Annotated in this window: 16 protein-coding genes; 9 read left to right on the top strand and 7 right to left on the bottom strand. The window is 61.4% G+C overall.

Features of this window, described 5'->3' with window-relative positions; all coding sequences use genetic code 11:
• Positions 1-3 precede the first annotated feature (3 nt).
• The 3 genes from mtnN to gltB form a co-directional block, all read right to left on the bottom strand.
• Positions 4-702, bottom strand: coding sequence for a 5'-methylthioadenosine/S-adenosylhomocysteine nucleosidase (gene mtnN / locus C7I36_RS09945; RefSeq protein WP_106453572.1), 699 nt, complete (start codon positions 700-702; stop codon positions 4-6).
• Positions 703-1156: 454 nt separating this feature from the next.
• Positions 1157-2572 carry an FAD-dependent oxidoreductase gene (locus C7I36_RS09940; protein ID WP_106453571.1) on the bottom strand — a complete coding sequence of 472 codons (1416 nt, stop codon included), beginning with the start codon at positions 2570-2572 and terminating at the stop codon, positions 1157-1159.
• Between the two features lie 12 nt (positions 2573-2584).
• Positions 2585-7042, bottom strand: a complete 4458-nt coding sequence (gltB, locus tag C7I36_RS09935; RefSeq protein WP_106453570.1) for a glutamate synthase large subunit — start codon at positions 7040-7042, stop codon at positions 2585-2587.
• A gap of 595 nt (positions 7043-7637) precedes the next feature.
• Between gltB and arcB the strand changes: the two genes are divergently transcribed.
• Genes arcB through C7I36_RS09920 form a run of 3 tightly spaced genes read left to right on the top strand, consistent with a single transcriptional unit; the run spans position 7638 to position 12529 of the window.
• Positions 7638-9959: an aerobic respiration two-component sensor histidine kinase ArcB gene (gene arcB, locus C7I36_RS09930; protein ID WP_106453569.1), complete on the top strand. Its 2322-nt coding sequence runs from the start codon at positions 7638-7640 to the stop codon at positions 9957-9959.
• Positions 9956-11311, top strand: a complete 1356-nt coding sequence (dgt, locus tag C7I36_RS09925) for a dGTPase (RefSeq protein WP_106453568.1) — start codon at positions 9956-9958, stop codon at positions 11309-11311. Before arcB ends, dgt begins: the two co-directional genes overlap by 4 nt.
• Before the next feature lie 36 nt (positions 11312-11347).
• The gene (locus C7I36_RS09920) at positions 11348-12529 is read left to right on the top strand and encodes an inverse autotransporter beta domain-containing protein (RefSeq protein ID WP_106453567.1); all 1182 of its coding nucleotides are present in this window, start codon (positions 11348-11350) and stop codon (positions 12527-12529) included.
• A 7-nt stretch (positions 12530-12536) separates the two neighbouring features.
• Here the strand turns inward: C7I36_RS09920 and rfaH are convergent, their stop codons facing one another.
• The 4 genes from rfaH to metN form a co-directional block, all read right to left on the bottom strand.
• The gene (gene rfaH, locus C7I36_RS09915; protein ID WP_106453566.1) at positions 12537-13034 is read right to left on the bottom strand and encodes a transcription/translation regulatory transformer protein RfaH; all 498 of its coding nucleotides are present in this window, start codon (positions 13032-13034) and stop codon (positions 12537-12539) included.
• 94 nt (positions 13035-13128) lie between these two features.
• Complete coding sequence (gene metQ / locus C7I36_RS09910; RefSeq protein ID WP_106453565.1) at positions 13129-13959, bottom strand: methionine ABC transporter substrate-binding lipoprotein MetQ; 831 nt, start codon at positions 13957-13959, stop codon at positions 13129-13131.
• A gap of 19 nt (positions 13960-13978) precedes the next feature.
• Positions 13979-14632, bottom strand: coding sequence for a methionine ABC transporter permease (locus tag C7I36_RS09905; protein ID WP_106453564.1), 654 nt, complete (start codon positions 14630-14632; stop codon positions 13979-13981).
• Positions 14613-15656, bottom strand: coding sequence for a methionine ABC transporter ATP-binding protein MetN (gene metN, locus C7I36_RS09900; protein ID WP_106453563.1), 1044 nt, complete (start codon positions 15654-15656; stop codon positions 14613-14615). The genes C7I36_RS09905 and metN overlap by 20 nt, the downstream gene beginning before the upstream one ends.
• A 235-nt stretch (positions 15657-15891) precedes the next feature.
• Between metN and C7I36_RS09895 the strand changes: the two genes are divergently transcribed.
• From C7I36_RS09895 to gmhB, 6 genes are read left to right on the top strand one after another with little or no spacing between them, the layout of a single operon-like run.
• Entirely contained in the window at positions 15892-16911 is a 1020-nt protein-coding gene (locus C7I36_RS09895; RefSeq protein WP_106453562.1) for an ABC transporter permease subunit, read from the top strand.
• A complete protein-coding gene (locus C7I36_RS09890; protein ID WP_106453561.1) occupies positions 16904-17950 on the top strand; it encodes an ABC transporter permease subunit in 1047 nt (348 codons plus the stop codon). Before C7I36_RS09895 ends, C7I36_RS09890 begins: the two co-directional genes overlap by 8 nt.
• Positions 17951-17962: 12 nt before the next feature.
• The gene (locus tag C7I36_RS09885; RefSeq protein ID WP_106453560.1) at positions 17963-19765 is read left to right on the top strand and encodes an extracellular solute-binding protein; all 1803 of its coding nucleotides are present in this window, start codon (positions 17963-17965) and stop codon (positions 19763-19765) included.
• Positions 19765-20745: an ABC transporter ATP-binding protein gene (locus C7I36_RS09880; protein WP_106453559.1), complete on the top strand. Its 981-nt coding sequence runs from the start codon at positions 19765-19767 to the stop codon at positions 20743-20745. Before C7I36_RS09885 ends, C7I36_RS09880 begins: the two co-directional genes overlap by 1 nt.
• A complete protein-coding gene (locus C7I36_RS09875; protein ID WP_106453558.1) occupies positions 20742-21770 on the top strand; it encodes an ABC transporter ATP-binding protein in 1029 nt (342 codons plus the stop codon). The genes C7I36_RS09880 and C7I36_RS09875 overlap by 4 nt, the downstream gene beginning before the upstream one ends.
• Before the next feature lie 15 nt (positions 21771-21785).
• On the top strand, positions 21786-22343 hold the full coding sequence (gmhB, locus tag C7I36_RS09870; protein WP_106453557.1) for a D-glycero-beta-D-manno-heptose 1,7-bisphosphate 7-phosphatase: 558 nt from the start codon (positions 21786-21788) through the stop codon (positions 22341-22343).
• Positions 22344-22573: the final 230 nt, after the last annotated feature.

Raw genomic sequence — 22573 nt, 5'->3', positions numbered from 1 at the left:
GGATTAGTCCTGTCGCTGTGCCACCATGGCTAGTACCATGGCCGAGGAATGGCGGGCGGCCACCTCCAGAAAGGCGTCAAAGGATTCGGCCTGCTCCTTGCCGGCGATGTCCGACAGGGCTCGTACCACCACAAAGGGAACCTGAAACTGGTGGCATACCTGGGCGATGGCCGCGGCCTCCATTTCGCAGGCCTTCATGGCCGGAAAATCGGCCACGGCTTTTTGCAGTTGATCCTGGCGGTGCATAAATTGATCGCCGGTGCAGATCAGGCCCACCGCCGAGCGGATGTCCTGCTGCTCGGCCAGGCAGGCACGGGCCAGCTCGATCAGCGCCGGATCGGCGGTGAAGGCGGCCGGTTGTTGGGCCATCTGCCCCATTTCGTAGCCGAAGGCGGTGACGTCCACATCGTGGAAGCGTACTTCGCTGGACACCACCACGTCACCCACGCGCAGGGCCGGATCAAAGCCGCCGGCGGAGCCGGTGTTGATCACGCAATTGGGGCTGAAGCGCTCCAGCAGCAGGGTGGTGGCCACGCTGGCGGCGACCTTGCCGATGCCGGAACGGGTGATCACCACCTCCTTGCCGGCAAGGGTGCCCTGGTAGAATTCACATCCGCCCACGGTGGTGGTGGTAGCGTTTTCCAGCTGGGCGCGCAGCTCGGCCACTTCCTGCTCCATGGCCCCGATAATTCCGATAGTCATAACACTGAGTTCCGCAAAAATGATGGTCGCAAGTGTAACACCATCAAGGAAAAAGGCCGATTGCACAGGGTTGAAAATCGTCTGTTGGGTTCGTATTGCGAAGCACCAGCAGGGTTGCCTGCGCCGACACGCTTCGAGCCCATCCTTGGGACGCTAGGCAAATGCCATCCCTGGCATTTGACGGTCGGCTCCGGCAATCCCTGCTGTTGCTTCAGGTAACTCCAGTGTTGCCAGCAAATAACTTCAGACAGCTCGGTGGTAAACAAGGAGGGCAAAGGGTGTTTGCTTCGGCGTGCCCTTTGCGCCAAGGATGGCGCGACGGAGCCCCCAGGGATGGGTCTACGGCGAGCCGGAGAAGCAGTGCCCTTTGGCCGACGTATTTGCATGACTCAACCGACAGTTAAAACAAAAAGGCCGCTCGATGAGCGGCCTTTGCACAGGAAGCCGGTCAGGCTTACACGCCGAGATAGTCCATGATGCCCTCGGCGGCCTTGCGGCCTTCGGCGATGGCGGTGACCACCAGGTCGGAGCCGCGCACGGCATCGCCGCCGGCGAAGATGCGCGGGTTGCTGGTCTGGAAGGCAAACTCGGCCTGCTCGGGGGCGATGATGCGGCCCCACTGGTCGGCCTCGATGCCATATTCCTTCAGCCAGGGCTGCTCATGGGGCTGGAAGCCAAAGGCCATGATTACCGCATCGGCCGGCAGCACCTGCTCGGAGCCGGGCACGGCCTCGGGGCGGCGGCGGCCGTTGGCGTCGGGCTCGCCCAACTGGGTGGTGACCACTTCCACGCCGGTGACCTTGCCGTTGTCGCCCACCCGGATACCGGTGGGCTGCAGGTTGAACATGAAGTTCACCCCTTCTTCCCGGGCGTTCTGCACCTCGCGGCGGGAGCCGGGCATGTTGGCTTCGTCCCGGCGATAGGCACAGACCACGTGCTCGGCTCCCTGGCGGATGGAGGTGCGCACACAGTCCATGGCGGTGTCGCCGCCACCCAGTACCACCACCTTCTTGCCGGTCATGTCGATGTAGTCGGACGCCTGCTTCTCGAAACCCAGCAGCCGGTTGGCATTGGAGATCAGGAAGGGCAGGGCGTCGAACACGCCGTCGGCGTCTTCGTTGGCCAGGCCGCCGCGCAGGTACTTGTAAGTACCCACGGCCAGGAAGACGGCATCGTAGTCGTCCACCAGGTTCTGGAAGGACACGTCCTTGCCCACTTCGGTGCCGAGACGGAATTCCACACCCATTTCGGTGAAGATGTCACGGCGACGGCTCATTACGGTTTTTTCCAGCTTGAAGGCGGGAATACCGAAGGTCAGCAGGCCGCCGATTTCCTGGTAGCGGTCGAACACCACAGGGGTGACGCCGTTGCGCACCAGGATGTCGGCGCAGGCCAGGCCGGCGGGGCCGGCACCGATGATGGCGACCTTCTTGTCGGTCTTCACCACCTGGGACATGTCCGGGCGCCAGCCCATCTCGAACGCCTTGTCGGTGATGTACTTTTCGATGTTGCCGATGGTCACGGCACCGAACTGATCGTTGAGGGTGCAGGAGCCTTCGCACAACCTGTCCTGGGGGCAGACCCGGCCGCACACCTCGGGCAGGCTGTTGGTCTGGTGACACAGATCCGCCGCTTCCATGATGCGCCCCTCGTTGGCCAGTTTCAGCCAGTTGGGAATGTAGTTGTGTACCGGGCACTTCCACTCGCAGTAGGGATTGCCGCAATCCAGGCAGCGATCGGCCTGCATCTGGGCCTGGCTGTCGGAGAACGGCTCGTAGATCTCCACAAACTCGATTTTACGGGTGCCGATGGCCTTTTTGGGCGGATCGACACGTTGCACGTCTATAAACTGGAATACGTTCTGGCTCATCACTCTGTTCCTTTACTGCGCGTGGACCCGCAGCTCCGCGGCGGAGCGGCTCTGGTGGCCCAGCAGGGATTTCACATCGCTGGACTTGGGTTTGACCAGCTTGAACTTGGGCAGGTAACGGTCGAAGTCGGCCAGTATCTCCTGCGCCCGGTCGCTGCCGGTTTCCTGCAGATGTTGGGTGATGATGCCGCGCAGGTGCTCCTGATGGATCACCAGCTCGTCCAGCGCCAGCAGCTCCACCAGCTCATGATTGGTCTTGAGGTGGAAGTTGTCGTCCTCATCCAGCACATAGGCGAAACCGCCGGTCATGCCCGCAGCGAAGTTGACGCCGGTGCGGCCCAGTACGGTGACGATACCGCTGGTCATATATTCGCAGCCATTGTCGCCCAGGCCCTCTACCACGGCGATGGCGCCGGAGTTGCGCACCGCGAAGCGCTCGCCGGCCCTACCGGCCACATAGAGGTGGCCACCGGTGGCGCCGTACAGGCAGGTGTTGCCCGCCAGGGTGGCTTCATGTGAGGCGAAGGCCACACCCAGGTGGGACTTGATCACCAGCTTGCCGCCGGTCATGCCCTTGCCCACGTAGTCGTTGGCGTCGCCGGTGAGGATCATCTCCAGGCCGCCGGCATTCCACACCCCAAAGCTCTGGCCGGCGGTGCCGTCCAGGTGGATGCGCACCGGATCCGCCGCCATGCCCTGGTTGCCGTGGCGTTTGGCGATTTCGCCGGACAGGCGGGCGCCCACCGAGCGGTCGGTGTTGCGGATGCTGTAGTAAAAATCGCCGCCGCTCCTCGCTTCCACCGCCGGCAGGATCTCCTCGACCAGCTTGAGGTTGAGCGGTCCCTTGTCGAAGCTGGGGTTGGACTCCTGGCAGAACACCGCCAGGCCCGGTTTGGGTTCGGGTTTGGCCAGAATGCCGGACAGGTCCAGCTTTTGCTGCTTGGCGGTGAGGCCGGGCAGCACCTCGAGCAGGTCGGTGCGGCCGATCAGGTCGGTGAGCCTGGCCACGCCGAGCATCGCCATCAGCTCGCGGGTTTCCTCGGCGATGAATTTAAAGTAGTTCTCCACCATCTCCGGCAGGCCGAGGAAATGATCCCGGCGCAGTTTTTCATCCTGGGTAGCGACGCCGGTGGCGCAGTTGTTCAGGTGACAGATACGCAGGTACTTGCAGCCCAGGGCCACCATGGGGCCGGTGCCGAAGCCGAAGCTTTCGGCGCCCAGGATGGCGGCCTTGATGATGTCCAGACCGGTCTTGAGGCCGCCGTCCACCTGCAGCCGCACCTTGTGGCGCAGGCCGTTGGCCACCAGCGCCTGCTGGGTTTCGGCCAGGCCCAGCTCCCAGGGGGAGCCGGCGTACTTGACCGAGGTCAGCGGGCTGGCGCCGGTGCCGCCGTCGTAGCCGGAGATGGTGATCAGGTCCGCATAGGCCTTGGCCACGCCGGTGGCGATGGTACCGACGCCGGGCTCGGACACCAGTTTCACCGACACCAGGCAGTCCGGGTTGATCTGCTTGATGTCGAAGATCAGCTGGGCCAGATCCTCGATGGAGTAAATGTCGTGGTGCGGCGGCGGCGAGATCAGGGTTACCCCCGGCACCGCATAACGCAGCTTGGCGATCTCGGCGGTCACCTTGTGGCCGGGCAGCTGGCCGCCTTCGCCGGGCTTGGCGCCCTGGGCCACCTTGATCTGGATGACTTCGGCGTTCATCAGGTAATGGGGCGTCACCCCGAAACGGCCGGAGGCCACCTGTTTGATCTTGGAGTTCTTCAGGCTGTTGAAGCGGCGGGGATCCTCGCCGCCTTCGCCGGAGTTGCTCTGGCCGCCGAGGCGGTTCATGGCGATGGCCAGGGCCTCGTGGGCCTCGGGGCCCAGGGCGCCGATGGACATGGCGGCGCTGTCGAAGCGCGGGAACAGTTCGGCAGCGGGTTCGACCTGCTCCAGGGGGATGCCCTGGCCGCTGTCTTTCAGGGCCAGCAGGTCGCGCAGCATGGCCACGGGCCGCTCGTTCACCAGCCTGGCGTAGGTCTTGTAGTGCTCGTAACTGCCGGAACGCACCGCCTGCTGCAGACTGTTGACCACGTCCGGGTTGTAGCTGTGATATTCGCCGCCGTGCACATACTTGAGCAGGCCGCCCTGGTTCAGGGGCTTGCGGGTGATCCAGGCCAGTTTGGCCAGGTTGAACAGGTCCTGCTGGAAATCCTCGAAGCTGGCGCCCTGCACCCGACTGGCGACGCCCTTGAAGCACAGATCCACCACGTCCTGGTGCAGGCCGATGGCTTCGAACAGTTGGGAGCAGCGGTAGGAAGCGACGGTGCTGATGCCCATCTTGGACATCACCTTGTACAGGCCCTTGTTGATGCTGTTGCGGAAGTTGAGCAAGGCCTCGCGCAGGGGCATCTTGAGCACGCCGTCTTCCACCATGCGGGCCAGGGTCTCGTAGGCCAGGTAGGGATAGATGGCAGTGGCGCCAAATCCGAGCAGCACCGCGAACTGGTGCGGATCCCGGGTGCTGGCGGTTTCCACGATAATATTGGAGTCGCAGCGCAGGTTGTTCTCGACCAGGGTGCGCTGCACCGCGCCCACCGCCATGGCGGCCGGGATCGGCAGGCGATCCTGGCTGATGGCGCGATCCGACAGCACCAGCAGCACGCTGCCGTCGCGCACGGCGGCCTTGGCTTCCTCGCACAGCCGGCGGATGGCTGCTTCCAGGCCTTCCTCGGGGGCAAAGTTCAAATCCAGAACGCAGTGCTTGTGGTAGGTCTGATCCAGTCCCATCAACTGGTGGAAATCGGAATAGAGCAGGATGGGCGATTCAAACTGAACCCTGTGGGCATGGCCATGGGTCTCGTTGAACACGTTCTGCTCCCGGCCGATCAGGGTGGCCAGGGACATCACGTGGTTTTCCCGCAGCGGATCGATGGGCGGGTTGGTCACCTGGGCGAACATCTGGCGGAAGTAGTCGTAAACCGAGCGGGCCCGGCTCGAGAGTACCGCCATGGGGGCGTCGTCACCCATGGAGCCAACCGCCTCCTGGCCGTTTTCGCCCATCACCCGGATCACCTGATCCAGCTCTTCCATGGAATAGCCGAACAGCTTCTGGTAGGTACGCAGCCGGGCTTCGTCCAGTTCGGCCTGGCCGGCTTCGGCGTCGGGCAGATCCTCGAAACGGGTCAGGCGGCGTTTGTGCTTGGTCATCCACTCCTGGTAGGGGTGGCGGCTCTTGAGATCGTCGTCAATCTCGAAGCTGGTCCAGATTTTGCCGTTGGCGGTATCCACCACGAACAGCTCGCCGGGACCGACCCGGCCCTTTTCCAGCACCTCGTCCGGGGTGTAGTCCCAGATGCCGATTTCGGACGCCAGGGTGATGAAGCCATCCTTGGTCTTGACGAAACGCGCCGGGCGCAGGCCGTTGCGATCCAGGGCGCAGGCGGCGAAGCGGCCGTCGGACATGACGATGCCGGCGGGGCCGTCCCAAGGCTCCATGTGCATGGAATTGAAGTCGTAAAAGGCACGCAGATCCTCGTCCATGGCCGGGTTTTTCTGCCAGGCGGGCGGGATCAGCATGCGCATGGCGCGGAACAGGTCCATGCCGCCGGCGAGAAACAGCTCCAGCATGTTGTCCAGGCTGGAGGAGTCGGAGCCCGAGGTGTTTACAAAGGGGGCAGCGTCATACAGGTCCGGCAACAGTGGCGAGGCGAACTTGTAGGCCCGCGCCTGGGCCCACTGGCGGTTGCCGCCGATGGTGTTGATTTCACCGTTATGGGCCAGAAAGCGGAACGGTTGCGCCAGGGGCCAACGGGGCTGGGTGTTGGTGGAGAAGCGCTGGTGGAACACGCAGATGGCGGACTGCATGCGGATGTCGGCCAGATCCAGGTAGAAGCGGGGTAGATCCGCGGGCATGCACAGACCCTTGTAGGTCATCACCAGGTTGGACAGGCTGACTACGTAGAAATAGTCGTCGTTGATGCGCTTTTCAATGCGGCGACGGACGAGGTAAAGGCGGCGTTCTATGTCTTTTTCCGCCCAGCCTGCGGGCGCGTTGACGAACACTTGCTCGATGCGTGGCAGTGAGGCCCTGGCGATCTCGCCCAGCACCTTGGTGTTGACCGGCACCTCTCGCCAGCCGACCAGGGTCAGGGTTTCCCGTTCCAGCTCTTCGGTGATGAGCTGGCGGGCCTGTTCGGCCAGCACCGAATCCGGGTTGAGGAACAGCATGCCGACGGCGTACTTGCGGCCGAGGTTCCATCCTTTGTCTTCCGCCACGGCGCGAAAGAAACTATCGGGTTTTTGCATCAGCAGGCCGCAACCGTCGCCGGTCTTGCCGTCGGCGGCGATGCCGCCCCTGTGCTGCATGCGATCCAGCGCCGAAATGGCGAGACGGACAAGCTTGTGGCTGGCTTCGCCTTCGGTATGGGCGATGAGACCGAAACCACAGTTGTCCTTCTCAAGCGAGGGGTCATAAAGAGACATTGCATTCCTCCATTGCTCGAGCCCGTTGGCCGAGCGACTACTTTTGTCAGCACGACATGCTCTGAAGCGTCCGTTGCCATTGGTGGCTAATTTACCAAACTATAGTGATTTTTTTGTGAGGTCAATTAAAGAAATAAAGGGATAAAGGGTGTTTTTTGAAGGGTTCAAGTAGGATATTTCAATGGAAAACGATATTGTTTGGTTGTAAATCTTATTTTTATTGTTTTTTTCGTTACTTTGTCTTGGTTTTTGTGTGCTTGCGGGATATTATAAATTTCAATGTTTTTTGTTGTTTTATTACAACATTGTGCTTGCAAGCTTTGAGCTAAGTCTCAGTTTCAATTTGCCCCTATGGCGCCGTCAAGGCAGAAAATGCTTTTCCATCATGCGTTTATAAATGCACTTTAATTGCATAATGTTTCCATATTCATGGTGGGCGGCAACATTTTCCCCAGCGCTGGCATTCAGTTACGTTACCGCCCACAGAGCGGGCGAAGAGAGGCCATGCAACCGGGGCTGCCCGGGCCGCTGCAACATGACAGGCCGCTCTGGAGCCGGTATCCTTCCCCATCGCCGTTGTCGACAGGAAAAACCGATGAAACCCATAAAGACCTGGGCCCAGTATTATGTGGATCTGATGACCAAGCTGGGCATTGTCCGTTTCAGCATGTTGCTGGCGGCCTGCATTATATTGCTGGCCATTTTCATCCAGGTCGGGGTTACGCTGTTTTTGCGCGGCTCCGTCGAGTCCATCGACCTGGTGCGCTCCATCTTTTTCGGGTTGCTGGTGACCCCCTGGGCGGTGTACTTCCTGTCGGTGGTGGTGGACCAATTGGAGGACTCGCGCCAGCGGCTGAGCCGGCTGGTGCAACGGCTGCAACAGATGCGGGAGCGGGATCTGGAACTCAACGGCGAGCTGCAGGAAAAAATCCAGTTGCTCAATCGCCAGATAGAGGAAACCCACAGGGCGGAGGCGGCGCGCCAGCAGGCGATAGAGGATCTGGAAAGCGAGGTGTTCCAGCGCGAGAAGGCGCAGATGGAGTCCCAGGAGCGATCGGCCCTGCTGCGCTCCTTTATCGATACCTCTCCCGACCTGGTCTATTACCGCAATGAACTGGAAGAATTTTCGGGCTGCAACAAGGCGATGGAAGACCTGCTCGGCCGGCAGGAAAAGGAGCTGATTGGTCTGACGCCCTATGATGTCTATCCGGAAGACGTGGCGGAAAAGGTGGTCGAGACCGACAAGGAAGTGTTCGCCCGCAATGAAAGCCAGACCTACGAGCAGTGGCTGCAGTATCCGGACGGGCGACGGGCCTGCTTTGAGTTGCGCAAGGTGCCCTTTTTCGACCGGGACGGCAAGCGACTGGGACTGCTCGGCTTCGGCCGCGACATCACCGAGCGCAAGCGCTATCAGGAGCAACTGGAAAAGGCCAGCCGCGACAAGACCACCTTTATCTCCACCATCAGCCACGAGCTGCGTACCCCGCTCAACGGCATAGTGGGTCTGAGCCGTATCCTGCTCGCCACGGAACTGAGCACGGAGCAGCGGCAACACCTCAAGACCATCCATTTCAGCGCCGTGACCCTGGGCAATATCTTCAATGACATCATCGATCTGGACAAACTGGATCGCAGCCGGCTGGAGCTGGCGCCAGAGCCCCTGGAACTGCCTTCCTTCCTCGACGACCTGGAAAGTCTGGCCCGGTTGCAGGCGGAGCAAAAGGGGCTCTACCTGCACTTTGACCGGGATGGAGACATTCCCGAGTGGATACTGGCCGACGGCACCCGGCTGCGCCAGGTGCTGTGGAATCTGGTGGGCAACGCGGTCAAGTTTACCGACGACGGTGGGGTCACCATCCGCTGCATGGCCGACGAACTGGACCCCGGCCAGGTCACCCTGCGCTTTGATATTGAAGATACCGGCATCGGTATTCCCGCCGAACTACAGCAGAAAATCTTTGCGCTCTACTTCCAGGTCGAAGGCAAGAAGCACGCCACCGGTACCGGTATCGGCCTGGCGGTATCTCAACAATTGGTGGACGCTATGCACGGCACCATAGAGCTGGACAGCGAACCGGGCGAGGGCTCCTGTTTCAGCGTGACCATCACGGTTCCCCGGGCAGCGCCGCCGGCCGATGATCCCGTTGTGGCGCATCTGCCCTCCCTGTCGGTGCTGCTGGTGGAGGATGTGGAACTCAACATTACCGTGGCCCGCGCCTTGCTGGAAAAGCTGGGCCACAGGGTTACGGTGGCGCGGGACGGGGCCGAGGCCTTCGCCCTGCTGGCGGGCCAGGACTTCGAGCTCATTTTCCTCGACATCCAGCTGCCGGACATGACCGGCTTCGATATCGCCGCCCGGTTGCGGGAGCAGGCCAGGAGCAGCGGCGCCCCGCTGCCGCCGCTGGTGGCGCTGACCGCCAATGTGATCAGCGACAAGCAGCAATACCTGGCCAAGGGTATGGACGATGCGATCAGCAAGCCCTTGTCTTCCAAGGCGATCAAGGGCGTGCTGGCGCGCTTTTTCGGCCAGCCGGCGGCAGAGTCGCCGGTGGCCGCTCCCGAGGAGATCGGCGAGGTGCTGGATACCCTGTTCCTGCAGGATTATGTGGACACGGTCGGGGCTCGGGCCTTGCTGTCGAGCGTGGATCTGCTGGAGTCGATGGCGGGAGACTACCTGGCACGCCTCAATGCTTTCCTGGCCGAGCGCAGCCAGCCCGACATCGTGGAAGAGGCGCACAAAATCAAGGGGGCGGCCGGCTCGGTGGGACTGAAGCGGATACAGCAGTTGGCTCAACTGGTGCAAAGCCCGGAGCGGCCGGACTGGTGGCAGCAACTGGATGGCCGGATCGAAGCCCTTAACCGGCAACTGGCACCCGATCTCAAAATATTGCGGCACTGGCTGGAGAGCAGAATATGAGCCTTTATCAGGAAATGATCCTCGCGGACCGGCTGCGCCCGGCCGGCGAACCGGAAACCGCCCGGGCGGCGATAGAAGCGGACCGCAGCCGCATAGTGCAGTGCTCGCCGGTACGCCGGCTGCAACAAAAAACCCAGGTGTTCGCGCTTGATGTCAAGGCCTCGGTACGCAGTCGGCTGACCCACTCCCTGGAGGTGAAGGAAACCGGGCGCCAGCTGGCCTTGCAGGTGCTGGCCGGGCTGGAGCCGGAGGAGGACAAGGATGCCTTCGTCAGCCTGGTGGAAATGGCCTGTCTGCTGCATGACGTGGGCAACCCGCCTTTCGGCCATTTTGGCGAGGCGGTGATCATCGACTGGTTGGGCCGGCGGCTGCCGGCCCTGTTCCGCCAGGCGGTGGGCAAGGGCTCGCGCCAGTGGCCCATGCTGATGGCCGACCTCAAGCAGTTTGAGGGCAATGCCCAGAGCCTGCGGTTGCTGCACAGCCTGCAGGACATGAACCTGACCCTGAGCCAACTGGCGGCCCTGCAAAAATACGTGCGCGGCGCCTATCAGCCCAGGACCGCCGGGCTGTGGCAGCAAAAGCCGGGGCATTTTTTCAGCGAGCGGCCCCTGGTGCAGCAAATCCGGGCCCGTTTTCCAACCACGGCCCGGGGCCGCTATCCGCTGACTTTCCTGATGGAGGCGGCCGACGACATGGCCTACGGGGTGGCCGACCTGGAGGACGCGGTGGACAGGGGGGTGCTCAGCCTGGCCGAACTGGAGCAGGCCTTGCTGGGCGAGGGCAATGATTATCTGCGACGGCTGTGGCGCGATTCACAAGTGCAGCGGCCGGGTTTTTTCAGCCGTTTCCGTCAGGGTATCAGCCGCGATCTGCTGCCGCTGGTCAGCGAGCAGTACCTGCGGCATCAGCACGCCATCCTGGACGGGGTGCACGACAGCCCCCTGCTGGCGGTGGAAGAGGCGCCGGCCCAGGCGCTGCAGTGGCTGAAGAGCTTCGCTCATCGGCAGGTGTTTCAACGGCGGGAAGTGGAATCACTGGAGCTGGCGGGCTATGCGGCACTCAGGGGGGTACTGGAAGCCTTTGCGCCCCTGCTGGCGCTGCCGGCGCGGGAGTTCACCGGGCTGGAAAGCCGTCAGGACGCCAATGGCCTGGTGCTGCGCCGGCTGTTCCATCGGTTGCCGCCCCGCCACCTGGCTGCCTATCGGCGCGACAGCGAGGGCGCGGCCTTTTTTGAAAATGAACGGGAGCGGGAGTGGTACTTCCGGGTCCGCCTGCTGCTGGATTTCGTCAGTGGCATGACGGACACTTATGTCCTGGAAGAATATCGCCTGCTGTGCGGCTTCCAGGGCTGAGAGGCCTTTTCCCTCCCGTCAACGGTGGAGGTCGGTATGCGATGGATCATCCTGTGGTTGAGTGGCTGGGCCTGGGCGGTATCGGCCTCGGGGCCGGTCATGGTGATGCACCAGGTCGCGGCGGGAGAGCACTGGGCCCTGCTTGCCGAGCGTTACCAGCTGAGCGAACGGCGCTTGCGGCTGGAATACAATAGGGAGCGTTTTCTCACGCCCCTGCGCCCGGGACAGTGGATCTGGGTGCCGGACCGTCCTCCTCTGGCCATGGCGGCCGCCGAATCGCCGAGCCCGGCGGTGGCGCCATCCCGGCAAGAGTCCTTGTCCACCGCCCTGCCTGCCCTGGGACCGCCGGATCCGGCGGCGGCGCCGAAAACCGAGCAACTGCTGCTGACCCTGGCCTCGGCCGCCCGTGCCGCGGCCACCGATGAGCTGGACCAGTTCCTGCTCAGCCAGAGCGAACACCTGGCCGACGATACCCTTTCCTTCGGTACCCGCCAACTGACCGCTCTGCCCTGGCTCAACCCCGATGACTGGCGTTGGGATTACCAGTTGCCGCTGTTCGACCGGGAACCCCGGTTCAATAGCCAGATGGCGTTGCCGCTATGGCCCGGGGCGCAGGGGGAACTGGGGCTGGACTTGCGCGACGATCGCCTTACTTACCAGGCAGGGTTACACCGCAGTGAGCCGCTTGGTGACGGGCTGACTCTTCATCTGGAACCGTTGTTTGACTATCAGGATGAATGGGCACATCGGCGCGGCGGGCTGCTGGTGTGGCTCAGCCATCCGGACTTTCGCCTGGGCGCGGTGGATTACCGGCCGTTATCGACCTGGCAACAGGGGGAGATGGGCACCGAAAGGCCGGCCCGGGGGCGGGTCTGGTTCGGGGAGGGCAGGCTGGCGGCCATTCCCGGTCTCAGCCTGTCGGGTCAGCAATACCGCTGGCGTGGGCAACGGCTGGATTTGTTCGGCAGTGGCGACAAGCACAAGGCGGCTGCGTCCCGCCAGTGGTCGCTCAGTTATTCACCCTGGCGGATCCTGAGGCTGCAGACATCGCTGCTCAGTAACAGTAAAGATCGGTTCGAATCGCGGTTCCGGCTGGCGGTGGAGGTTCCACTGCGCCTGGCTCCGGTTGGCTGGTGGCAGCCGCTCGATGCCAGGCGCGATTACCAAGAGCACCGGCCATTGCAACATCACGGGGTGATGGTGCTGGAGCGGCGCTGACCCTGGGCTAGAGCCGGATGAAGTCGGTGTTGGCGAGACTGGCGGTGGTTTCCTTCTGCAGCAGGGTCAGCAATAGTATGGCCCGGGTATCGCCGTCGGCTTCCTGGTAAATGGCCTCCAGGCCGGCGAAGGGACCTTCGCTGATCCGCACCCGGTCGCCGCACTTGGGCAGGTCGCTCAGCTTTTCGCGCAGTTCGTCGCTGTCACAATGACACATCAGCTCATAGACCAGCTCGGCTGGCACTTCGCAGGGATGGCTGCCGAAGCGTACCAGGTTGCGGATGCCCCGGGTGGAGCTGATGGTGGTGGAACTGGTCACCTCCAGGTCTACCCGGATAAACAGATATCCCGGGAATAGCGCTTCCGTCCTGAGTACCTTGCGGCCGCGGCGCAGTTTTTGCACCTCGACGAAAGGATAAAAGGCGTCGATGTTCTGATTGTTCAGATTATGCAGGGCCCTGTCTTCTTCCCGCGGGCGACAATGGGCCAGATACCACTTGTGCATGGAACATCCTGGCGCAGGGGTAAATCGTCATTATGACAGCCCCCAAAAAAAAGGCCACGGCAAGCCGTGACCCTGGCGATATTGTGAACCGTACTTACCAGCCCTTGACCACGCCGCCCTTGAACAGCTCGAGGGCGGCCTGGTAGACCTCCTCGCTCTGGTAGGCCTTGACGAAGGTCTGCACCCGCTCGTCGTTCTGGTTGTCTTCCCGGGCCACGATCAGGTTGACGTAGGGGGAGTCCTTGTCTTCCACGAACAGGCCGTCGCGGGTCGGCAGCAGGTCGATCTGGGAGGCATAGGTGGTGTTGATCACCGCGAAGGCCACGTCATCCAGGGAGCGCGGCAACTGGGGTGCCTCCAACTCGATGATCTGCAGGTTCTTCGGGTTGGCGGTGATGTTGAGCGGCGTGGCTTCCAGGCCGACGGCATCATCCACTTCGATCAGCTCCTGCTGTTCCAGCAGCAGCAGGCTGCGGCCCAGGTTGGTGGGATCGTTGGGTACGGCCACCTTGGCACCGTCGGCCAGCTCATCCAGGGACTGGATGGACTTGGAGTAGCCGGCGATGGGGTAAACGAAGGTATTGGCTACCGGCACCAGCTTGTAGCCGCGGTCGGCAATCTGCTTGTCCAGATAGGGCTTGTGCTGGAAGGCGTTGATGTCCAGGCTGCCGTCGTTCAGGGCCACGTTGGGGGTAACGTAGTCGCTGAAGGACACCAGCTCCACTTCCAGACCGTATTGCTCCCTGGCAACCTTGACCGCAACCTCGGCCACCTGCTCTTCGGCACCGGCGATCACGCCCAGGCGCAGCGGCTTGGCCGGTGCGGCCTCCTGGGTTGCTTCCGGGGTCTGTTCACCGCAGCCGGCCAGAGCCAGGGCGGAAGCCAGCACACTGGCGGTGGCGAACGATTTGAAACCTAACTTCATGGGGTAACTCCTTTATACATCAACGATGATCCACATAAGCCACCAGGCGTTCGCCGGCGCTCTGAATGAGTTGTACCAGTACTACCAGCATCACCACGGTGATCAGCATGATCTGGGGATCAAAGCGCTGATAGCCGTAGCGAATACCCACATCGCCCAGGCCGCCGCCACCGATGGCGCCGGCCATGGCCGAATAGTTCACCAGGGTCACCAGGGTGATGATGATGCCGTTGAGCATGCCGGGCAGGGCTTCAGGCAGCAATACCTTGAGCACTATCTGCATGCGCCGGGCGCCCATGGCCTGGGCCGCTTCCACCAGGCCGGCGGGGATTTCCATCAGGGCGCCCTCCATCAGCCGGGCCACGAAGGGAATGGCGGCCACGGTCAGCGGCACCACCGCCGCGACCGTACCTATGCTGGTGCCGACCACCAGCCGGGTGAAGGGGATGATGGCCACCAGCAGAATGATGAAGGGCACAGAGCGGCCGATGTTGACCACAGTGCCCAGCACCTTGTTGAAGGCCCGGTGTTCCCAGATTTGACCGGGCTTGCTCACATGCAGGGCAATACCCAGCGGGATGCCTAAGGCACAGGCGATGGCGCCTGAACCAAAGGTCATGATCAGGGTTTCCCACAGGGCCGAAAGCAGCAGATTAATCATGGCGTCGGACATAACCGAGTAACTCCACCTGTATTTTATGATCCTGAAGATAGCCGATGGCATTGCGGGTCTGCTCGGGCTGGCCATCCAGCTCGGCCAGCATAAAGCCGAACTTGACCCCGCCCGCGTATTCGATGTCGGCGCTGAGGATGGTGACATCTACCCCCAGATCCCGGCTCAAGATGGAAATCAGCGGGCTGTCCACCGTCTCGCCGGTAAAGCCCAGGCGCACCAGGGGCAGGGCATCCGCCACCGGCTCCGCCGACAGCCGGCGCTGGTATTCCTCCGGGATTTCCAGGTGGATGGTGGAGGCAATAAAGCGACGGGCCAGCTCGGTCCTGGCGTTGGCAAAGAACCAGGCCACCTCGCCCTGCTCGATCAGTTCGCCGTCGTTGATGATGGCAACCCGGTCGCAGATGCTCTTGACCACCTGCATTTCATGGGTGATCAGCAATATGGTCAGGCCGAGCCGCTGGTTGATGTCCTTGAGCAGGGCCAGGATGGACTGGGTGGTCTGGGGGTCCAGCGCCGAGGTGGCCTCGTCGCACAGCAGCACCCTGGGATTGGGTGCCAGGGCGCGGGCGATGGCCACGCGCTGCTTTTGACCGCCGGACAGCTCGCTCGGGTAGGCCTTGGCCCGGTGCGACAGCCCCACCAGCTCCAGCAACTCATCCACCCGTTGCCGGATGGCGGCCTTGTCCATGCCGGCCAGTTCCAGGGGCAGCGCCACGTTGGCGAACACGGTACGGGAAGAGAGCAGGTTGAAATGCTGGAAGATCATGCCGATATTGCGGCGGGCCCGGGGCAACTGGTGGTTGCCGAGCCGGGTCAGATCCTGGCCGTCGACGATAACGCTCCCTTCGGTGGGACGTTCCAGCATGTTGACACAGCGGATCAGGGTGCTTTTGCCGGCACCGGATTCGCCGATCACGCCCATGATCTGGCCGGCGGCAACCTCCAGGTCGATATTTTTGACGGCATGGACGGCAGCGGCGCCCTCGCCGTAGCGTTTGGTGATATTGGTCAGTTTGATCATCGGAGGATGAGCCCTTCCGGTATGGTTATCCACTGCAATAACAGATGGGAATAGAGACAAGTCATGCAAGCATGAATGATGGCAGAGGATGCTAAGCCGTCTGGACGTCCAAGTCAACGGATATTTCCCACGGCTTGCCTATCCTCTTCATCTTGCTAAGGAAGTTGTGAATGGGATAGGGTAGTTCACCTCTTCCGGCTATTCCGCGTTCAGGGAACAAGAGCAAAGGATACTTATGGGCCAGTACTTTCTGCGCCGCTTACTGTTACTGATCCCCACCTTTTTGGGCATTACCCTGGTGGTATTCGCCATTACCCGTTTCGTGCCCGGCGGTCCGGTGGAACGCATGCTGATGGAAAGTCAGTTGCAAAGCAGTGAATTCCGCCAGAGCAGCCGGGGCGGGCAGGTGCTGTCGGCCGACCAGATAGCGGAGTTGAATGCGTTTTACGGCCTCGACAAGCCGGTACTGGAAGCCTACCGGGACTGGCTGGGCAAGCTGGTACGGCTGGATCTGGGCGAATCGACCCGCTATTACCTGCCGGTGTGGGAGCTGATCAAGGAACGGCTGCCGGTGTCCGCTTTCTTTGGTATTTGCACCTTCCTGCTCAGCTACCTGGTATCCATTCCCCTCGGCATCCTCAAGGCGTTGCATCACAATAGCCGTTTTGACAGCATCAGCTCCATGCTGATCTATGCCGGCTACGCCCTGCCCGCCTATGTGGTGGGGATTTTCCTGCTCACCGTGTTCGCCTTCCAGCTCGGCTGGTTTCCCATGGGCGGCTTCGTGGGTGATGACTTTTACTACCTGGACGGCTTCTGGCCCAAGGTGGTCAACCTGTTCCAGCATGCCCTGCTGCCGCTTATCGCCTACGCCATTGGCGACTTCGCAGTACTGACCATGACCATGAAGAACAGCCTGATGGAAAACCTGTCCGCCGACTATGTGCGCACCGCCGTGGCCAAGGGCCTGCCCTTTCGCAAGGCCGTGACCCGCCACGCCCTGCGCAACAGCCTGATCCCCATCGCCAGCCATTTCGGCAACGTGATTTCGGTGTTCTTCGCCGGTTCCTTCCTGATTGAGGTGATCTTCAACATCGACGGCCTGGGCCTGCTCGGCTACGAGGCGGTGGTGGAGCGGGACTATCCGGTGGTGATGGGCATACTGGCCATTACCTCGCTGCTGATGCTGGTGGGCAATATACTGTCGGATATCTGTGTGGCGCTGGTGGATCCCAGGGTGCGTTTCGATGGCTAGCTTCTTCTCCGCCCCGACCCTGAAAAAACTGCGGCGCTTTCGCGGTATCCGCCGCGGTTATTATGCCTTCTGCCTGTTTATGCTGATGGTGCTGCTGGCGCTGTTGGCCGAGCTGTGGGTCAACAACAGGGCGCTGCTGGTCAAGTATGAAGGACAGCTTTATTTTCCCACCTATGGGGCGGTGATTACCGGTGATACCTTCGGGCTGGGCTATCAGTACGAAACCGACTACCGGGAGCTGAAGCGGCGTTTGTCAGAGCAGCCCGGTAACTGGGTGCTGCTGCCTCCGGTGCCCTGGAGCCCCTATGAACAGGATTACAGCGCGGACAGCTTTCCGCCCAATGCCCCCAGCCTGGAGAGCCGGCACTTCCTCGGTACCGACAGCTCGGGGCGGGACATACTGGCCCGGCTGGTGTACGGTTTTCGTACCGCCGTGGGTTTCGCCTTTATCGCGCTCACCGCCAGCTACGCCATCGGCGTCATGCTGGGCTGCCTGATGGGCTTTGTCGGTGGCAAGTTCGATCTCTTGTTCCAGCGTTTTATCGAGATCTGGTCCCAGGTACCCTTCCTCTACGTGATCATGATACTGGTGTCCCTCACCCAGCCCAATTTCATGCTGTTCGTGGGCATCAACGTGCTGTTCGGCTGGATGGGCATTACCTGGTATATGCGTACCCTCACCTACAAGGAAAAGGCCAGGGACTATGTGCTGGCGGCCCGGGCTTTGGGGGCGGGCACCTGGCGCATCATAGTGCACCACATACTGCCCAATACCCTGATGATGGTCGTGACCCTGGCGCCCTTTACCGTGGTGGCCAACATTTCCTTGCTGACGGCGCTCGATTACCTGGGTTTTGGCCTGGCACCACCGACTCCCAGTTGGGGCGAGTTGTTGCGCCAGGGAGTCAACAACCTGGATGCGCCCTGGATAGTGGGCTCCGTGGTGGTGGCGGTGTCGCTGGTGCTGATTACCGTGTCCTTTATCGGCGAAGCGATTCGTGAAGCCTTTGACCCCAAACATTTTTCCCGTTACGAATAGGCAGGGATGGCGATGAAAAAACTGACTGCGATACTGACCCTATGTTGCCTGGCTTTCGGCCTGTCGGCCGCCGAACTGCCCGCCGATCTGGAGTGGGAGACCAATGACACGGATCCCATCTTCGCCTCGCCCGAGGCCAGGCGGGGCGGGGAGCTCAACATGATGCTGCTGAGCTTTCCACTCACCTTCCGCACCGTGGGACCGGACTCCAATACCGCCTTTCGCTCCTTTATCCTGGAAAATCAGCTCGGGCTCTACGCCCTACATCCGGAAACCGAAACCCCCATACCGGCGCTGGCTACCCACTGGGCCTTTGGCGACGATGACAAGACCATGTACTTCCGGCTCAACCCCGCGGCCCGCTGGTCCGATGGAGAGCCGGTCACTGCCGACGATTTCCTGTTCGCGCTCGAATTCATGCGCTCCGAGGTGATCCGTGCGCCCTGGTACAACAACTACTACACGGAAGAAATCGTCGATATCACCAAGTACGACGAGCACACCATATCGGTGACCGCCGGCAGCCCCAAGAGCCGGCGCGAACTGCTCAATACCGTTGGCCTGGTGCCGCAGCCGGCCCACTACTATGAACTGAGTGAGGACTGGGTGCGCCGCTACAACTGGGAACTGGTGCCGGTGACCGGTCCCTATGTGATCAGCGACGTCAAGCGGGGCCGCTCCATCACCTTTGAGCGTCTGGACGACTGGTGGGGCAATGATCTCCGCTACTACCAACATCGCTTCAATGTGGATCAAATACGCCTGACGGTGGTGCGGGACATGAATATCGCCTACCGGCATTTTCTGCGGGGCGATGTGGACACCTTCGGCCTGATCCTGCCCGACTGGTGGCATGACAAAACCGATACCCCCGAGTACCGCAATGGCCTTATCAACCGCATCTGGTTCTACAACGACATTCAGCAGGGAGCCCAGGGGCTGCACCTCAACATCGCCCACCCGCGGCTGGGAGATATCCGTGTACGCCAGGGCATTGCCCATGCCATCAATATGCAGCGCATGCTGGACACTATATTGCGCGGCGATTACGAGCGCATGCACACCTTCGGCACCGGCTATGGCGACTTTACCGACACCCATATCCGGGCCCGGGAATTCGATATCGAGCGGGCGCGGGCCCTGTTCGCCGAGGGCGGCTACGATCGCCAGGGCCCCGGCGGCATACTGATGAACGCCCAGGGCGATCGCCTCAGCCTGGCGGTGACCTACACCACTCAGGAGCACACCGCCCGGCTGGCGATACTGCGGGAAGAGGCGCGCAAGGCAGGGCTGGATCTGCAGCTCAACCTGGTGGACGGTGCCACCGGCTTCAAGGCCATGCTGGAGAAAAAACACGAAGCCGCTTGGCTGGGCTGGGGCGGCGGGGGGCTTTACCCCCAGTACTGGGAGTTTTTCCATTCGGCCAATGCCGGCCAGCCCCAGACCAACAACCTGTTCAATGTCAGCGACGAGCAACTGGACAACCTGATCGAAGAATACCGGGTGACCATGGCCCTTGAAGCCAAGGCGGCTATCTCCCGGCGGATCCAGCAGCGGGTGCATGAGCTGGCCATTTTTATTCCCGGTTATCAGGTGCCCTATACCCGGGAAGCCTACTGGCGCTATGTTAAACTGCCCGAATCCCGGGGCACCCGGCAGTCGCCCTCCCTGTTCTGGCCGATGGAGGGTTATCCGCACAGCACCGGTGGCCTGTTCTGGATCGACCAGGAGCTGAAGGCCGAGATCAAGGCGGGCGGCAAACGCTATGAACCCGTGCTGGAGGTGGTGGAAACCTGGCGGCGGCAGGAGCCCTGATGGCCACATTATTGAGCGTGGATAACCTGGCGGTAAGCTTTACCACCGAAGCGGGCTGTTTCCGGGTAGTGGACGACGTCAGCTTTACGGTGACGGCGGGCCAAACCCTGGGGCTGGTGGGGGAGTCGGGCTGCGGCAAAAGCGTGACCGCATTGAGCCTGCTGGGGCTGTTACCCAGGCCGGCCGGTCGGGTGGTTGGCGGGCGGGCGCAGTTTCAGGGCCAGGATTTACTAGCCCTGACCGCCGAGCAGCGCTACCGCGTGCGAGGCAACAAGATAGCCATGATCTTTCAGGAGCCGATGACGGCGCTTAATCCGGTGTATACCATTGGCTGCCAGTTGATGGAGGTGTATGAGCTGCATCGTCCCGAGCTGAACAAACCACAGCGGCGTGAGGCGGCGCTGGCCATCCTACATCAGGTTGGCATCCCGGAAGCCGAAGCCCGGCTTGCTGCCTATCCCCACCAGCTGTCCGGCGGCATGCGCCAGCGGGTGATGATCGCCATGGCTCTGGCCTGTGAGCCGGATTTGCTGATCTGTGACGAACCGACCACGGCGCTGGATGTCACCATGCAGGCGCAGATCCTGCATCTGATCCGTGAACTGCAGCAAAAGACCGGCATGGGAGTTATTTTTATCACTCATGATCTTGGTGTGGTGGCCCAGGTGTGCGACCAGGTTTTGGTGATGTATGCCGGGCGCAGCGCCGAGCAGGCCGGGGTGTTCGATATCTTCGAGCGCCCCCTGCACCCCTATACCCAGGGGTTGTTGTCTGCCATCCCCCGGCTGGAGAGGCCTGGCAAGACAATGTTACCGACCATCAAGGGACAGGTCCCTTCCCTTGAGGAGCAAAAGGCGGGATGTCGATTTGCCAACCGTTGTCCCCGGGCTTCCGATCTGTGTGAGCAGCAACCGGTGGTCTCACTGGCTGGGGAATCACACCAGGTGTGGTGCCATCACTGGCGGGATCGACCTTCATGACCCCATTACTGAAAGTGCAAGGATTGAAGCAGCATTTCACCCTGGGAGGTGGATTGCTGCGCCGTGGACGGACCTTGTATGCGGTGGATGGAATCAGCTTTGAGCTGGAGGCAGGGCAAACCCTGGGGCTGGTGGGGGAATCGGGTTGCGGCAAGTCGACCCTGGCCAGGGCCTTGCTGAAGCTGAACGAGCCGAGTGCAGGACGTGTTTTCTTTGATGGCGAAGAAATCAGTCGGTATTCCCATGTCCGGATGCAATCCTTGCGACAGCAGATGCAGATGGTATTTCAGGATCCTCTCGAATCGCTTAATGCCCGCCATACCATAGGCACCATACTGCAGGAACCCTTTGTTATTCATGGTCTTGGCTCAGCCCATGAACGGCGGCGGTGGGCGGCGGAATGGCTGGAACGGGTGGGACTGCCGGCGTCGGCGCTGGAACGCTACCCCCACGAATTTTCCGGCGGCCAGCGCCAGCGCATCGGCATTGCCCGGGCCATGGTGCTCAAGCCCCGGTTGCTGGTATGTGACGAGGCGGTGTCGGCCCTGGATGTGTCGGTGCAGTCGCAGATCCTCAACCTGCTGCTGTCGCTGCAGCAGGAATACCGGCTGGCCATGTTGTTTATCGCCCATGATTTGTCGGTGGTCAGGCATGTTTCGGACCGGATAGCGGTGATGTACCTGGGACGTATCGTCGAGCTGGTGGATGCCGAAACCCTCTATCGCTCCCCGTTGCATCCCTACACCCGGGCGCTGCTGGCCGCCATTCCCGAACCGGATCCCCGCCGGCGCAAGGCCCCGCTGATGTTAAGCGGCGAGCTGCCGTCGCCGGCTGATCCGCCGTCCGGTTGTCACTTTCGCACTCGTTGCCCCTATGCGGGCGAGCGTTGTGCCAAGGAAGTACCGCTATTGGAAGAAGGACAGCATCAGGTAGCCTGTCATTTCCACCGGGAGATTGCCAGTGGTCAGCGACAGCCTGACAAGGGTCAGGGCTGTGATACTATGCGATCAGTACCAGTATTTTGAAGGCAGGAACTTCCAGTGGCAAAAGCGGCAATTTTTCTCGATCGGGACGGTGTCATCAACCAGGACACCGGCTATGTTTCCCATTCCGATGATTTCGTCTTTATCGACGGCGTTATCGATGCCCTCAAGCAGCTCAAAGAGAAGGGCTACCTGCTGGTGCTGGTGACCAACCAGTCGGGAATCGCCCGAGGGCTCTTTACCGAAGACGATTTTATGCGCCTGACCGAATGGATGGACTGGTCCCTGGCGGACCGGGGTGTAGATCTGGACGGTATCTACTTCTGTCCCCATCATCCCTCTGAAGGTAACGGACCCGATACCATGGCCTGTGACTGCCGCAAGCCGGCCCCGGGCATGTTCCTGGACGCGGCCAGGGAACTGAACATCGACATGACCGCCTCTTACATGGTAGGCGACAAAGTGTCGGACCTGAAGGCTGCCGAGGCGGCGGGGGTGGGGCACAGGATACTGGTGCGCACTGGCAAGGTGGTCACTCCTGAGGGCGAAGCCATGGCTCATGCCGTTTATCCTTCCCTGGTGGAATTTGCACAAAACACCCCCAATCTGGTCTGATAAACTTCAATCTGATGGTTAACTGAGCGCATGGTCGTTTTTTGCAAAAAAGCCCTTGCGCAAATCCGGCGGCTCCCTATAATGCGCCCTCACTGACACGGCGCAACACGCCAACGTCAACAAGCAGTAAAAACTTCGGTTTAACCGCTTGACGAATACCAAGGATTGCGTAGAATACGCAGCCCTGACCCGATAACGGTCAACGCTCTTTAACAATCTATCAAGCAAAC

This window comes from Zobellella taiwanensis, from assembly GCF_003012795.1.
Lineage (GTDB): Bacteria > Pseudomonadota > Gammaproteobacteria > Enterobacterales > Aeromonadaceae > Oceanimonas > Oceanimonas taiwanensis.
The sequence above is the reverse complement of the archived record's forward strand: the minus strand, read 5'-3'. Positions and strand labels throughout refer to the sequence as shown.

What these genes read in the sequence shown, in the direction of transcription:
- mtnN (WP_106453572.1), bottom strand. Translation starts at nt 702, where the DNA reads ATGACTATCGGAATTATCGGGGCCATGGAGCAGGAAGTGGCCGAGCTG.
- C7I36_RS09940 (WP_106453571.1), bottom strand. Translation starts at nt 2,572, where the DNA reads ATGAGCCAGAACGTATTCCAGTTTATAGACGTGCAACGTGTCGATCCG.
- gltB (WP_106453570.1), bottom strand. Translation starts at nt 7,042, where the DNA reads ATGTCTCTTTATGACCCCTCGCTTGAGAAGGACAACTGTGGTTTCGGT.
- arcB (WP_106453569.1), top strand. Translation starts at nt 7,638, where the DNA reads ATGAAACCCATAAAGACCTGGGCCCAGTATTATGTGGATCTGATGACC.
- dgt (WP_106453568.1), top strand. Translation starts at nt 9,956, where the DNA reads ATGAGCCTTTATCAGGAAATGATCCTCGCGGACCGGCTGCGCCCGGCC.
- C7I36_RS09920 (WP_106453567.1), top strand. Translation starts at nt 11,348, where the DNA reads ATGCGATGGATCATCCTGTGGTTGAGTGGCTGGGCCTGGGCGGTATCG.
- rfaH (WP_106453566.1), bottom strand. Translation starts at nt 13,034, where the DNA reads ATGCACAAGTGGTATCTGGCCCATTGTCGCCCGCGGGAAGAAGACAGG.
- metQ (WP_106453565.1), bottom strand. Translation starts at nt 13,959, where the DNA reads ATGAAGTTAGGTTTCAAATCGTTCGCCACCGCCAGTGTGCTGGCTTCC.
- C7I36_RS09905 (WP_106453564.1), bottom strand. Translation starts at nt 14,632, where the DNA reads ATGTCCGACGCCATGATTAATCTGCTGCTTTCGGCCCTGTGGGAAACC.
- metN (WP_106453563.1), bottom strand. Translation starts at nt 15,656, where the DNA reads ATGATCAAACTGACCAATATCACCAAACGCTACGGCGAGGGCGCCGCT.
- C7I36_RS09895 (WP_106453562.1), top strand. Translation starts at nt 15,892, where the DNA reads ATGGGCCAGTACTTTCTGCGCCGCTTACTGTTACTGATCCCCACCTTT.
- C7I36_RS09890 (WP_106453561.1), top strand. Translation starts at nt 16,904, where the DNA reads ATGGCTAGCTTCTTCTCCGCCCCGACCCTGAAAAAACTGCGGCGCTTT.
- C7I36_RS09885 (WP_106453560.1), top strand. Translation starts at nt 17,963, where the DNA reads ATGAAAAAACTGACTGCGATACTGACCCTATGTTGCCTGGCTTTCGGC.
- C7I36_RS09880 (WP_106453559.1), top strand. Translation starts at nt 19,765, where the DNA reads ATGGCCACATTATTGAGCGTGGATAACCTGGCGGTAAGCTTTACCACC.
- C7I36_RS09875 (WP_106453558.1), top strand. Translation starts at nt 20,742, where the DNA reads ATGACCCCATTACTGAAAGTGCAAGGATTGAAGCAGCATTTCACCCTG.